Source organism: Roseovarius indicus (genome assembly GCF_008728195.1).
GTDB lineage: Bacteria > Pseudomonadota > Alphaproteobacteria > Rhodobacterales > Rhodobacteraceae > Roseovarius > Roseovarius indicus.
On sequence record NZ_CP031598.1, the window covers coordinates 2622914 to 2636089 of the forward strand.

Sequence of the window (13176 nt, forward strand, 5' to 3'; positions counted from 1 at the left end):
GCCCTTTACTGGAAGTTTGAATGAACGGCGTTCATTGCGGCCTGGTCCAGCTCTATCCCGGCGCGATTGCGGATGTCGTTTGCCAGAACCTGGAACAGATCCTGCGACAGGCTGGTCGCGGCACGTTGCTGCAGAAGGTCCTGAAGCTCTTGCAGGTCGCTGTCCTCGGAATCGGGCGGCAGGATTTCGTCGAGCTTGATGACGAACACACGGCCGTCGCCTTCAATCATCGTGGCGCCGCCTTCTTCCATGCCGAACACCGTTTCGATGAATGAGGGCGGGACTTCTGCGCGGAAGCCGCGGCGCGTCAGCGTCTGCGATCCGTCGACGGAGAGGCCTGCCTCCTCGAGGCTTTCCCCGCCGGCGAGACGTTCGACCACGGGTTCGGCCTGAGCCTTGAGTTCGGACACCAGCGCCTCCTGTTCCCAGGCGGCGGTAACCGCGTCGCGCACCTCTTCAAGCGGCTGAACCTCGGGCGGAACAACCTCGTCGAGGCGCATGGCGAAGATCCCGCCCTCGTCGAGTTGCATCACCTCTGGATAATCTCCCTCGCTCACCGCGCTGGCGGCGCTTCGAAACGCGTCATAGGCGGCGATGCCCTCGCTGATGCCCTCATGCCAGTCGATCTGGCCAAGCTCGAGGTCGGTTTCGTCGGCCAGGTCCTCGATCGTGGCGCCGCCGGCCAGAAGGTCATCGACCGCGTCGATCCGGCTGTCGACGACGCGGCGGGCGCGGTCGGCGGCCAGTTCGGCGCGCAGGTCGGGTTCGGCTTCCTCGAAGGTGGTGACCTGCTCGGACAGGACGGCGTTCACCCGGAACAGGGCAGGGCCCACGGGCGAAGAGAGCGGCCCCACGACATCCCCCGTGCTGGCGGCAAACACGTCGTCACCGGCGCCTTCAAGATCGGCGCGCGACACGTCGCCCAAGTCGATATCGGCGAGGTCTAGGCCGCGCTCGGCGACCAAGTCCTCAAAGGTGGAGTCTCCGCTCTCGATCTGCTCGAGTGCGGCCTGTGCGGCTTCTTCCGAGCCGAAGGCCAGCCGTTCGACCAGCCGGCGTTCGGGCTGGTTGAATTCGCTCTCGCGCGCCTCGTAGGCGTCGCGAAGCGCCTCTTCATCCACCTCGATCGTATCGATCAGCATGTCGGGCGTCAGCAGGGCATAGGTGATGCGCTTGCGTTCGGGGACCGTGAACTGATCTTCGTTTTCAGAATGATAGGTTTGCAGGTCGCTGTCATCGGGCACCGGCATGCCGGTCTGAAGGTCGTCGCGGCCGAGGACGGACCAGGTCACCGAGCGCTGTTCGCCGAGATAGTCGAGAAGGGTCTGCATGTACCCTTCGGGCATGGTGACGCCGGCCATCACCGCCGCCTGAAGAAAGCTGCGGGCGGTTTCTGCGCGGATGTCTTCCTCGAACGCCGATTCCGACAGGCCGGCCTGATCGAGCGCGTAGCGATAGCCTTCGCGGTCGAAACTGCCGTCAACGCCCTGGAACTGCTGCATGCCGACAATCTCGTCACGCAGGTTCTCGTCGCCGATCGACAGCCCGATCTGCCCGGTTTCATGGTCGAAGGCGGCCGAGGCGATGAGACGCGCCAGAACGGAATCGGTGACACCGATGTCGCGCGCCTCGGCAAAGCTGACAGGCTCTCCCCGCTCGGCCTCGACCGCTCGGATCTCGCGCTGAAGGGCGCGGGCATACTCGTCGACGTCGATATCGGAGTCGCCGACCGAGCCGATCGAGCGGACGGTGCCCGACAGGTTGGTCACGCCAAAGCCCCCGAGCCCGAGGATCAGGAGGGCCATCAAGACCCAGACGAGCGTGTTGGTGATGCCCTTTTTCGCCATGTTTTCCCCTGTCAGACAGCGATGTTCCGAGCCTGTCTACGCGCTGTCGCCAGTGGGGGCAAGGGGCAGGCCGAGCCCGGCCAGACGGTCGAAAAACACCCCGATGGCGGCGCGGTCGACATTGGCGAAGGCCACGCGCAATTCCCGCCTGCCGCGCGGGTCACCCTCGGGGTAGAACATCGTGGCGGGCAGCAGCAGGATACCGGCTTCACGCACCAGGAGCGGCGCCAGTTCATCAGACGGAATGTCGAACGGGTGTTGGAGATAGGCGAAATACGCGCCACAGCCCAGCAGGCGCCAGCCCTGCGGCGTGATTTTCGGCATGTTGTCGTGAATGGCGGCGCGGCGGTCGAGGATTTCGGCCCGCTCTCCGGCCAGCCATTGCCCGAGGTTGCGCATCCCCCAGAGGGCCGCAATCTGACCCAGCTGATTGGGGCAGATGGTGACGGTGTCGAGGAACTTTTCGACCTCGGCCAGAAGGCCCGTGTGGGCCACCATGGCACCGACGCGATGACCGGTCAGCCGGTAGGCCTTGGAGAAGGAGTAGAGCTGAATCAGCGTGTCGGGCCAGTCCGCATGCGTGAAGAGCTCGTGGGCAGGGCCGGGGCGCGGGTCGAAATCGCGGTAGGTTTCGTCGACGATCAGCTTGAGGCCGCGCGCCTGTGCAAGGCGATAGAAGCTCTCGACGAGATCGGCCGGGTATTCGACGCCGCCCGGATTGTTGGGGGTCACCAGAACGATCGCGCGGGTCTTGTTGGTCAGCCGCGCCTCGGCCTCGTCCGGGTCAGGCAGGAGTTCGGGCCCGGTCGGCAGGGGCACGGCTGTGACGCCGGACATATCGAGCCACATTTTATGATTGAAATACCAAGGGATTGGCAGGAGAACTTCATCTCCTTCATTGCACAGCGCGGTGATCGTGGCGCAAAAGGCCTGGTTGCAGCCAGAGGTGATGGCCACCTGTGCCGCGTCGATTTCGCCGCCATAGGCGCGGCTCCATTGTCCGGCGACTTCCTCGCGCAGGGCCGGCAGGCCGAAAACCGGGCCGTAAAGATGCGCCGACGGCTGGTTCAGCGCGGCCTCGGCGATGACCTGCCTCAAGGCTTCGGGGGGTGGTTCGGCAGGGGCGGCCTGGCTCACGTTGATGAGCGGGCGGTCTGCCGGGAAATCGACGCCGTCGAGCCAGCGTTTCGCGGCCATGATCGGCGGGGCAAAGGTCGTCGCGGTGCGGGAGGTGCCGGTCATGAACGTGCCTCAGGTGCCGCGATAGGGTTCGACATATTGCAGGGCCATGTCCCACGGAAAGAAGATCCACGTGTCCTGGCTGACCTCCGTGACGAAGGTATCGACCATGTCGCGGCCCATCGGCTTGGCATAGATCGTGGCGACCTTGGCCTTGGGCATATGCTTCCGCACCACTTCCAGCGTCTTGCCCGTATCGACAAGGTCGTCGACGATCAGCACGCCGTCGCCGTCGCCGACGAGGGCCATGTCGGGCGACTTGATGACGACGGGCTCGCTTTGCGTCTGGTGATTGTAGGATTTCACGCTGATCGTATCCACCGTGCGGATATCAAGCTCGCGCGCGACGATCATGGCCGGCGCCATCCCACCCCGGGTGATGGCGACCACGGCCTTCCAGCCGTCATCCGGTGCCTCGCCCTGTAGCCGCCACGCCAGCGCGCGGGCGTCGCGGTGAAGCTGATCCCAGCTGACATGGAAGCCTTTTTCGTGGGGCAGGCGGTCTTGCATGGCGTCTCTCCGTCGTTTGCCCGCGCATAGCGCAAAGAAACAGCGAACGGAAGCCGGTCTTTGGCCCGTTCTCAGCTGCGGTCGAACACCAGTTTCAGCCCGAGCGCCGCCAGTACGCCCGCGGCGATCCGGTCGAAGAGCGGCTTGAGCCGGAGGTAACCGTCACGGGCCGCCCGGGTCGAAAGGGCGACTGCGAAGATCGTGTAGGCTGCGTATTCCACCAGCATGTGATTGCCCACGATCAGGGCCTTCTGCGCCAGCCCCATATCGCGCGGAAAGATCACGACCAGGACGGCCGAGGCGAAAAGCACCGATTTCGGGTTGGCCAGGTTCACCAGCATGCCGCTGACGAAGGGCCGCCGTCGTGCCGGGGGCGCGGTATCCAGTGGCGTGTTGGCCTCGCGCCAGATGGATACGGCAAGGTAGATCAGGTAGGCGGCGCCGACAAACTTGAGCGTCATGTAGGCCCAGGGGAAGAGCGTGAAGATCACGTCGAGCCCGAGTAGCGCGGCGCCGGTCCAGGCTGCTGCGATGGTGCCAAGGCCCAAGCCTGTCAGGATACCGGCCATGCGCCCCTCGACCAGTGTCGTGCGCAACGCCATCAGCATCGCCGGCCCCGGGCTGGCCAGGGCGGCCAGCAAAGTCAGGTTGAAGGCGATGAGATGGGCCGTTTCCATCGGGTCAGGTCTTGTCGATATCCGGTGCGTCGACCGCTTTCATGCCGACCACGTGATAGCCGGCGTCCACGTGCAGAACCTCGCCCGTGGTGCCGCTGCCGAGATCAGACAGAAGGTACAGCGCGGCCTTGCCGACATCGTCGATCGTCACGTTCCGGCGGAGAGGCGAGTTCAGTTCGTTCCATTTCAGGATATAGCGGAAGTCGCCGATGCCGCTGGCGGCGAGCGTCTTGATCGGCCCGGCAGAGATCGCGTTGACGCGAATGCCGTCCTTGCCCAGGTCTTCGGCCATGTACATCACCGATGCCTCGAGCGCCGCCTTGGCGATGCCCATGACGTTGTAATGCGGCATCACTTGCTCGGCCCCGTAATAGGTGAGGGTCAGCATCGAGCCGCCTTCGTTCATCATCTTTTCGGCGCGCTGAGCGACGGCCGTGAAGGAATAGACCGAGATGTCCATCGTGTTGAGGAAGTTGGTGCGCGAGGTATCGACGTAGCGGCCGCGCAGCTCGGTCTTGTCGGAAAACCCGATGGCGTGGACAAGGAAATCGATCTTGCCCCAGGTCTTTTCCAGTTCGGCAAAGAGCGCATCGACGCTGTCCATGTCGCTGACGTCGCAGGGCAGGACGACGTTCGAGCCCAACTGCTCGGCCAATGGCGCCACGCGTTTCTTGAGCGCGTCGCCCTGGTAGGAGAAGGCCAGTTCGGCCCCGGCCTCGGCGCAGGCGCGGGCGATGCCCCAGGCAATGGATTTATCATTCGCAAGGCCCATGATCAGCCCGCGTTTGCCTGCCATCAACGTATTTGACATTTCTTGCCCTCGGCGCACTTTGTCTTGTGCTATCCCTTTAGGCGATCGACCACTCCGCATCAAGGGCATGGCGGGCCGAAGAAATGCGCGTGGCTGATCAAGGGACTAGGCAAACGCGTCGAAAATGGGCTTGTGCGGGGCGCCGCAGCATCCTAGCAGCGGCGAAAAACACCTCATGGAGAGAACAGAGACAATGCAACGCGACGGGATTTTCGCAGGGGACAATCCGTTTCAGATTGCGCGCGACTGGCTGGCCGAGGCGGAAACGGGCGAGTTGAACGACCCCAACGCTGTGGCGTTGGCGACGGTCGACCCATCCGGCTTGCCCAACGTGAGGATGGTTCTTTTGAAAGACATCACGGACACCGGCTTCTGGTTCTACACCAATTACGAAAGCGCGAAGGGCCAGGAGATCGCGGCATCGGGCAAGGCCGCGATGGTGTTGCACTGGAAGTCGTTGCGCCGTCAGGTGCGTATCCGTGGTGACGTGGTGAAAGAGGACGGGCCGGAGGCCGACGCCTATTTCGCCTCGCGCTCGCTCAAGAGCCGGCTGGGGGCCTGGGCGTCGCACCAGTCGCAGCCGCTCGAGTCGCGCACGAAACTGATGGCGGAGGTGGCAAAGGTAACGTCGCGTAAGGGGGCGAATCCCGCGCGACCGCCGTTCTGGGGCGGTTTTCGCATCGTTCCGGTCGAGATCGAGTTCTGGGCCGACGGTGCCTTCCGCCTGCACGATCGTTTCGTCTGGCGACGGGAAACTCATGAAAACGCATGGGAAATTCAGCGGCTAAGCCCGTGACACCCGTTTCAGTCGAATTGCAACGTGCTGAATAAAAATGGAATTTCCCTTGCCATGTGTGTCCAATACACCTCTAATAAAGACACATGTCTAGGGCGGGACTTGTAGGTTGAAGGCTGTGACGAAAGACAGGGACAACACGCGGAGACTCAAGGGGCAAGTCAAGTGGTTCGATCCAGTCAAGGGCTTCGGCTTCGTCGTCGCTGACGAGGGCGGGCCGGACATCCTGCTTCATGCCAATGTGCTGCGTAATTTCGGGCAAAGTTCGGTCGCTGACCGGGCAGGGATCGAACTGGAAGTTCAGAAGACGGATCGTGGCATACAGGCGGTCGAAGTCCTGTCGATTGAACCTCCGGATCAGGATACGCTCGGCGGGCTGGCCGATCTGGAAGACATCGACCCCGACGAGATACGCGCGGCCCCGCTCGAGCCTGCCCGCGTCAAGTGGTTCGACAAGGGCAAGGGCTTCGGCTTTGCCAACACTTTCGGGCGTGACGAGGACGTGTTCATCCATATAGAAGTGTTGCGCAGGTCCGGCATGGCCGATCTGCAATCCGGAGAGGCGCTGGCCATCCGGGTGATTAATGGTAAACGCGGCCGGATGGCCACGGAGGTATGTGGATGGGAAACCGCGGTAAAGCAATCCGACTGATCGTTGCCGGGCTGGGGCTATCGCTGCTTCCGGCCCTTGCTGCGGCTGACGAGGCCTGTCGAGACGACCAGATTACCCTTCGCGGCGACTGGGGCCAGGCTCGTTTCACCATCGAGGTGGCCGACGATGCCGGCGAACGCGCGCAAGGTCTCATGCACCGCGAGAGCATGGCACGCAGTGCCGGTATGCTTTTCGTGTACGACAGCCCGCGCACGGTACGCTTCTGGATGAAGAACACGCTCATCCCGCTCGACATGATCTTCGCCGACGAGACCGGCACGGTGCGGCACATCCACCGGATGGCCGAGCCGGAAAGCGAAGACATGATCTATGGCGGCAACAACATCCAGTTCATCCTCGAAATTAATGGCGGCATGGCTGACGCCTTGAACATCGGCAAGGGCAGCGAGATGCGCCACCCGGCCATTGCGACAGACGACGCCACCTGGCCCTGTTGAGCCCTCGCGGCCGATAGCGCCGATGCGATCAGTTTTGGCTTTTCAAGCGGTCCGTTCCCGATTAGATACCCCCCACGGTCCGGGGCGTGGCGCAGTCTGGTAGCGCACCTGTTTTGGGTACAGGGGGTCGTGAGTTCGAATCTCGCCGCCCCGACCATTCCCCACTTTCATCCACTAGATGTAGCTATTGACGTGCCCGTCGTGCAACAGGTCGTGCTCGGGGGCGACTGTGGCGGTCGATTGCTCATTTTTTCCGCCTCCGCTTCCGAGCCCGATCTCGAGAGAGATGGCATCGGCTCTCGGCCGAGCTATGGGACTGTCCACACAAGCCCTGCGGCGTAAGGCATAAGCATGCTTAGACTTTCCCGGGCTCATCCACAGGTGGCCCGTGTGATGTAACAAATCTGTGAATCACCCGGGGGTCGGCGTGGAACCGAACCCCCACCGATGGTCAACTTTTTTTTGGAGAAAATTGTCAAAAAAACACGTTGACCCTCTATGGCTTCATACGCCAGTTTGTGTGGGCGGATCGCTAAGCCACAAGATATAGTGGCGGCGGGATGCGGTAGGGACGATCCAACTCGGTTACATCGGGCCACAGGCCCACAACCCGGCAATGCGGCTCGCGCACAGGCTGCATCGGTGTCCTTTACTGCCCCGTCAAACCGCAAGACAGGTCCGGGCCATCAGGCTGGTTCCGGAGCCATCACAAACGCAAATGCTGAAGTCACGGGGCAGCAATGAAAATTGAACGCAAATTTACCAAGGCAGGTCAAGACGCATACGCCGAGCTCGAATTCGTCACCACGAGCTCGGAGATTCGCAATCCCGACGGGACGACCGTTTTCCGGCTGGACAACGTCGAGGTGCCCGCACGCTGGAGCCAGGTGGCCAGCGACGTGATCGCGCAGAAATATTTTCGCAAGGCCGGCGTTCCGGTCAAGCTCAAGAAGGTCAAGGAAAAGGGCGTGCCCGAATTCCTGTGGCGTTCGGTTGCAGCCTCGGACAAGACCGAACGCACCGGCGAGAGCTCGGCCAAGCAGGTTTTCGACCGGCTGGCCGGCGCATGGGCGTATTGGGGCTGGAAGGGCGGCTACTTCTCGACCGAGGACGACGCTCGCGCCTATTACGACGAGATGCGCTTCATGCTGGCGCGCCAGATGGCCGCGCCCAACTCCCCGCAATGGTTCAACACCGGCCTGCACTGGGCCTATGGCATCGACGGCCCCAGCCAGGGCCACTACTACGTTGATTTCGAAACAGGCGACCTGACCAAATCGAGCAGCGCCTACGAGCACCCGCAACCCCATGCCTGCTTCATTCAATCCGTCGCCGATGACCTGGTGGGCGATGGCGGCATCATGGATCTGTGGGTGCGTGAAGCCCGGCTCTTCAAGTACGGCTCGGGCACCGGCACGAACTTCTCCTCCCTGCGTGCCGAGGGGGAAGCCCTTTCGGGTGGCGGCAAGTCAAGCGGCCTGATGGGCTTCCTCAAAATCGGGGACCGCGCCGCCGGCGCCATCAAGTCGGGCGGCACCACGCGCCGTGCCGCCAAGATGGTGATCTGCGACGCCGACCACCCCGATATCGAGGAGTTCATCAACTGGAAGGTGCGCGAGGAGCAGAAGGTCGCTTCCATCGTGGCCGGGTCCAAGATGCACGAAGCCAAGCTGAACGACATCTTCGCCGCCATCCGCGGCTGGGACGGCAGCGCGGAAGACGCGGTCGACCCCAAGAAGAACGATCAGCTGAAAGAGGCGATCCGGGGCGCGAAGAAAGCCTCGATCCCCGAAACCTATGTCAAGCGCGTGCTCGACTATGCGCGGCAGGGGTATGACAGCATCGAATTCCCGACCTACGACACCGACTGGGACAGTGAAGCCTACGCGTCGGTCTCCGGACAGAATTCCAACAACTCGATCCGGGTGACCGACGCGTTTCTCAAAGCCGTCGAGGACGATGCCGACTGGGCACTGATCAACCGCACCGATGGCAAGGTCGCCAAGACCATCAAGGCGCGCGACCTGTGGGAAGACGTGGGCCACGCGGCCTGGGCCTGTGCCGACCCCGGCATCCAGTTCCACGACACGATCAATTCTTGGCACACCTGCCCGGAAGACGGCGAGATCCGCGGCTCGAACCCGTGCTCGGAATACATGTTCCTCGACGACACGGCCTGCAACCTGGCCTCGATGAACCTGCTGACCTTCTTCCGTGACGGTCAGTTCGACGCCGACGCCTATGTCCATGCCACCCGGCTCTGGACGGTGACGCTGGAAATCTCGGTTTTGATGGCGCAGTTCCCGTCGAAGGAGATCGCCCAGAATTCCTACGACACCCGTACGCTGGGTCTCGGCTACGCCAATATCGGCGGCCTGCTGATGAACATGGGCTTTGGTTACGACTCGACCGAGGGCCGCGCCCTCTGTGGTGCGCTGACTGCGATCATGACCGGTGTTGCCTATGCAACCTCGGCCGAGATGGCGGGCGAGCTCGGCGCGTTTCCGGCCTATGAGCGCAACGGCGAGCACATGCTGCGCGTCATGCGCAACCACCGCAACGCCGCATACGGTGCGACCGATGGATACGAGGGGCTGGCCATTCCGCCGGTGCCGCTCGACCATGATGGCTGCCCCGACGCGCGGCTGATCGATCTCGCCAAGGCCTGCTGGGACGAAGCCCTGAAACTCGGCGAGCAGCACGGCTACCGTAACGCACAAGCCACCGTGATCGCGCCCACCGGCACGATCGGCCTTGTCATGGACTGCGACACCACCGGCATCGAGCCCGACTTCGCCCTGGTGAAGTTCAAGAAGCTGGCCGGCGGCGGTTACTTCAAGATCATCAACCGGTCGGTGCCGGCCGCGCTCGAGAAGCTTGGCTATGGCTCGGCCCAGATCGAAGAGATCGTCAGCTATGCCGTGGGCCACGGCACCATCGGCAACGCGCCGGGTATCAACCACACCTCGCTGGCCGGTCACGGCTTTGGCGCCGCGGAGCTTGAGAAGGTCGACAATGCCGTGGGCCAGGCCTTCGACATCCGCTTCGTCTTCAACCAGTGGACCCTGGGCGAGGAATTCTGCACCCGCGTGCTTGGCATCCCGGCCACCAAGCTGAACGACCCGACCTTCGACATGCTGGCGCATCTGGGCTACTCCAAAGCCGAAATCGAGGCCGCCAACGACCATGTCTGCGGGACCATGACGCTGGAAGGTGCGCCGCATCTGAAGCCCGAGCACTACTCGGTCTTCGACTGCGCCAATGCCTGCGGCAAGAAGGGCAAGCGCTTCCTGTCGGTCAACTCGCATATCGACATGATGGCGGCGGCACAGAGCTTCATCTCGGGCGCGATCTCGAAGACGATCAACATGCCCAACGACGCCACCATCGAGGATTGTCAGTCGGCCTACGAGCGGAGCTGGAAGATGGGCGTCAAGGCCAACGCGCTCTACCGTGACGGCTCGAAACTCAGCCAGCCGCTCGCTTCGGCTCTTGTCGAGGATGATGACGAGGCGCAGGAGGTGCTCGAATCCGGCAGCCCGCAGGAAAAGGCACAGGTTCTGGCCGAGAAAATCGTCGAAAAGGTGGTGGTCAAGGAGATCGTCCGCACCCATCGCGAGAAAATGCCTGATCGCCGCAAGGGCTATACCCAGAAGGCGATGGTCGGCGGCCACAAGGTCTATCTCCGCACCGGGGAATACGGCGACGGCAGCCTGGGCGAGATCTTCATCGACATGCACAAGGAAGGTGCCGGGTTCCGGGCGATGATGAACAACTTCGCCATCGCGGTGTCGGTCGGCCTGCAATACGGTGTGCCGCTCGAGGAGTTCGTCGACGCCTTCACCTTCACCAAGTTCGAACCGGCCGGCATGGTTCAGGGCAACGACTCGATCAAGAACGCGACGTCGATCCTCGACTATATCTTCCGGGAACTGGCGGTCAGCTATCTCGACCGGACGGACCTGGCCCATGTCAAACCGCAGGGCGCGTCTTTCGACGACCTTGGCCGGGGCGAAGAAGAGGGCGTCTCGAATATCTCCGAGATGAGCGAGGATGCCGCCAACAAGTCGCTGGAAGTGCTGAAGCAGATCAGCTCGACGGGTTACCTCCGCAAGCGGCTGCCGCAGGAGCTGGTGGTGTTCAACGGCGGTCAGGCGATGGGCGCCACGGCGCTTGACGGCGCCTCCGACCCGTCGGCCACGCTGAAGACGCTGGTGCCGGAAACGGCCCAGGCCACGACCACAACGACGACGGCCGTGTCGTCCGGCAATGTCGGCATGCATGCCGCCACCAAGGCGCGGATGCAGGGCTTCGAGGGCGAGGCTTGCGGCGATTGCGGCAACTACACGCTGGTGCGCAACGGCACCTGCATGAAGTGCAACACCTGCGGCTCGACGAGCGGCTGCAGCTGACGGGACCAAGATCGCGCCCTAGGGCGTGAAGGGGTGGCAGGGCCGAGCCGACCGGTCCGCACCCCGCCGAGACAAGGGGGGATGCTGCCAAGCTTTTTCCCGAACCGACATGGAGCGGGTGCGCTCGCTCTTTGACGGCACTCAGGCCGCAGGCAGAAACCGGGCGGTACCAAACATCGAGCCTGAGTGGCGAAACTTTTACCGGGGGGCTTCGGCCCCCCGTTTTTCTGTTGCATGGCCGGTTGCGGCTGGGGCACAGACACCGGCATGAGCACAGCACCCGCCATCAGCATCTGCATCCCCGCCTATGACATGGGCGGCGCGGGGGGCGAGTACCTGGGCTACTCGTTGGAACGTCTCACCCGGCAGGGCTTCACCGATTTCGAAGTGGTCGTTTCGGATCAGTCCGACGGCTCCGGCGTGGCGGAGACCTGTGCGGCCTATGCTGACCGGCTGACCATCCGCAGGGTCGCGTACACCGAAGGCAAACGGCAGGCGTCGGCCAATTCGAACAACGCGATGCGCCATGCAAATGGCCGTATTCTGAAGATCCTGTTCCAGGATGATTTCCTGTGTGATGACAGTGCCTTGCAGCAGGTTTTTGACGCCTTTCAGGAGCCCGGCTGCAAGTGGGCTCTGATGGGCTCGGCCGTCACCCGGGATTGTGAAACACTGGAACGCCCGATGGTGCCACGCTGGCACGACCGCATCCGCTGGGGCTTCAACACGATCTCAAGCCCGTCTGTCCTTGCGCTTGAAGCCCGGCATGACCTCTGGTTCGACGAGAACCTGCAATGGCTGATGGATGGCGACATGTACCAAAGCTGTCACCAGGCTTTCGGCGATCCTGTCATCCTGCCCGACACGCTGGTCGCCAACCGCATCCACGAGGGTCAGGTCAGTGCCGGCGTGAGCCGCAAGTTGCGTCGGCAGGAGGTGGTCTACACGGCAAGGAAGGGCGGTTTGACGCGGGCGAAGGGTGACCTGCGGGCGTTTCTCTACCAGTACCTGAAAGCCTTGGGCTGAGCTATCGGCGGAACAGTCCCTTCAGCAGTGGTTTGCGCTGCTTCGGAAGGGCCTTTTCCGGTTTCTTCTGCTTCACCACGTCTTCGCAGGTATATCCGAACCGCTTGAAGTCTTCCGCGTAAACCTTTGCGATCACGTCGAGAACCTCGTCTGAAAGTGGCGCTTGCCCTGCGGCATAGCTGGCGCCGCCGCGGCTCTTGTTCTCATGCGGCATCTCGCGCGGGCCATCGCTTTTCCCGGCAAGGCCGTCGAGATGCGCCACGACACCCTGAACGCCGTCTTCCAGCCTGAAGACCTTGGCTCCGTCGGGCACGAGGTCGGCCGCCGGGCGTGGGTGGTTGTCATAGCGGAACGGCATTTCGTCTCGGTGCGCCACCCAGTCCAGGAACCAGGCGTTGATGTCCATGCCCTCTGGAACGGTCTTCTCGCCCGTCAGCTGGTAATCAAAGGCGCTCCGCAGACGCGTCACCGGGTGGCGGACCACGCCGAAGCTGGATGCAATCCACCCCGGCGGAACCAGCAGGGCCAGCGCCTCGCGGTCGATGTGCTGGGGCGAGGATTTCGTCCAGCGCTGTGCCTCGGGCACGTTGTAGAATTGCGAATTGGCAAAAGCGATCTTGCCGAAGCGCTTGCGCAGATACACCTCGACAGAGGCGCCGGCGCATTTGGGCACGTGCGCAAAGTAATGAAGCTCGCGGTCGATTCGAAAGAACGGCATGGCGCATAGTTACTGGCGCTCTGCGGGGGC

The 13176-nt window shown here is 62.9% G+C and carries 11 protein-coding genes and 1 tRNA gene; 6 read left to right on the forward strand and 6 right to left on the reverse strand.

Features of this window, described 5'->3' with window-relative positions; translation table 11 throughout:
• Window positions 1–5: 5 nt before the first annotated feature.
• From RIdsm_RS12300 to fabI, 5 genes are all read right to left on the reverse strand, one after another.
• Window positions 6–1847, reverse strand: coding sequence for a peptidyl-prolyl cis-trans isomerase (locus RIdsm_RS12300; protein WP_057816649.1), 1842 nt, complete (start codon window positions 1845–1847; stop codon window positions 6–8).
• A 36-nt stretch (window positions 1848–1883) separates the two neighbouring features.
• The gene (locus tag RIdsm_RS12305) at window positions 1884–3089 is read right to left on the reverse strand and encodes an aminotransferase (RefSeq protein WP_057816650.1); all 1206 of its coding nucleotides are present in this window, start codon (window positions 3087–3089) and stop codon (window positions 1884–1886) included.
• 9 nt (window positions 3090–3098) lie between these two features.
• On the reverse strand, window positions 3099–3596 hold the full coding sequence (gene gpt, locus RIdsm_RS12310; RefSeq protein WP_057816651.1) for a xanthine phosphoribosyltransferase: 498 nt from the start codon (window positions 3594–3596) through the stop codon (window positions 3099–3101).
• Between the two features lie 71 nt (window positions 3597–3667).
• Window positions 3668–4273, reverse strand: a complete 606-nt coding sequence (locus tag RIdsm_RS12315) for a LysE family translocator (protein WP_057816652.1) — start codon at window positions 4271–4273, stop codon at window positions 3668–3670.
• Between the two features lie 4 nt (window positions 4274–4277).
• On the reverse strand, window positions 4278–5084 hold the full coding sequence (gene fabI / locus RIdsm_RS12320; protein WP_057816653.1) for an enoyl-ACP reductase FabI: 807 nt from the start codon (window positions 5082–5084) through the stop codon (window positions 4278–4280).
• 193 nt (window positions 5085–5277) lie between these two features.
• On the opposite strand from fabI, the gene pdxH reads away from it, so the two are divergent.
• From pdxH to RIdsm_RS12350, 6 genes are all read left to right on the forward strand, one after another.
• On the forward strand, window positions 5278–5880 hold the full coding sequence (gene pdxH, locus RIdsm_RS12325) for a pyridoxamine 5'-phosphate oxidase (protein WP_057816654.1): 603 nt from the start codon (window positions 5278–5280) through the stop codon (window positions 5878–5880).
• Window positions 5881–5998: 118 nt separating this feature from the next.
• Entirely contained in the window at window positions 5999–6532 is a 534-nt protein-coding gene (locus tag RIdsm_RS12330) for a cold-shock protein (protein WP_057816655.1), read from the forward strand.
• On the forward strand, window positions 6502–6990 hold the full coding sequence (locus tag RIdsm_RS12335) for a DUF192 domain-containing protein (RefSeq protein WP_057816656.1): 489 nt from the start codon (window positions 6502–6504) through the stop codon (window positions 6988–6990). Before RIdsm_RS12330 ends, RIdsm_RS12335 begins: the two co-directional genes overlap by 31 nt.
• 80 nt (window positions 6991–7070) lie before the next feature.
• Window positions 7071–7147: transfer RNA gene (locus RIdsm_RS12340), tRNA-Pro, on the forward strand.
• Window positions 7148–7730: 583 nt separating this feature from the next.
• The gene (locus RIdsm_RS12345; RefSeq protein ID WP_057816657.1) at window positions 7731–11402 is read left to right on the forward strand and encodes a vitamin B12-dependent ribonucleotide reductase; all 3672 of its coding nucleotides are present in this window, start codon (window positions 7731–7733) and stop codon (window positions 11400–11402) included.
• A 267-nt stretch (window positions 11403–11669) separates the two neighbouring features.
• Complete coding sequence (locus RIdsm_RS12350; protein ID WP_057816658.1) at window positions 11670–12428, forward strand: glycosyltransferase family 2 protein; 759 nt, start codon at window positions 11670–11672, stop codon at window positions 12426–12428.
• Between the two features lies 1 nt (window position 12429).
• Here the strand turns inward: RIdsm_RS12350 and RIdsm_RS12355 are convergent, their stop codons facing one another.
• Complete coding sequence (locus tag RIdsm_RS12355; protein ID WP_057816659.1) at window positions 12430–13146, reverse strand: sulfotransferase family 2 domain-containing protein; 717 nt, start codon at window positions 13144–13146, stop codon at window positions 12430–12432.
• Window positions 13147–13176: the final 30 nt, after the last annotated feature.

Coding starts and splice junctions, on each gene's coding strand:
- RIdsm_RS12300 (WP_057816649.1), bottom strand. CDS start 1,847: ATGGCGAAAAAGGGCATCACCAACACGCTCGTCTGGGTCTTGATGGCC.
- RIdsm_RS12305 (WP_057816650.1), bottom strand. CDS start 3,089: ATGACCGGCACCTCCCGCACCGCGACGACCTTTGCCCCGCCGATCATG.
- gpt (WP_057816651.1), bottom strand. CDS start 3,596: ATGCAAGACCGCCTGCCCCACGAAAAAGGCTTCCATGTCAGCTGGGAT.
- RIdsm_RS12315 (WP_057816652.1), bottom strand. CDS start 4,273: ATGGAAACGGCCCATCTCATCGCCTTCAACCTGACTTTGCTGGCCGCC.
- fabI (WP_057816653.1), bottom strand. CDS start 5,084: ATGTCAAATACGTTGATGGCAGGCAAACGCGGGCTGATCATGGGCCTT.
- pdxH (WP_057816654.1), top strand. CDS start 5,278: ATGCAACGCGACGGGATTTTCGCAGGGGACAATCCGTTTCAGATTGCG.
- RIdsm_RS12335 (WP_057816656.1), top strand. CDS start 6,502: ATGGGAAACCGCGGTAAAGCAATCCGACTGATCGTTGCCGGGCTGGGG.
- RIdsm_RS12345 (WP_057816657.1), top strand. CDS start 7,731: ATGAAAATTGAACGCAAATTTACCAAGGCAGGTCAAGACGCATACGCC.
- RIdsm_RS12350 (WP_057816658.1), top strand. CDS start 11,670: ATGAGCACAGCACCCGCCATCAGCATCTGCATCCCCGCCTATGACATG.
- RIdsm_RS12355 (WP_057816659.1), bottom strand. CDS start 13,146: ATGCCGTTCTTTCGAATCGACCGCGAGCTTCATTACTTTGCGCACGTG.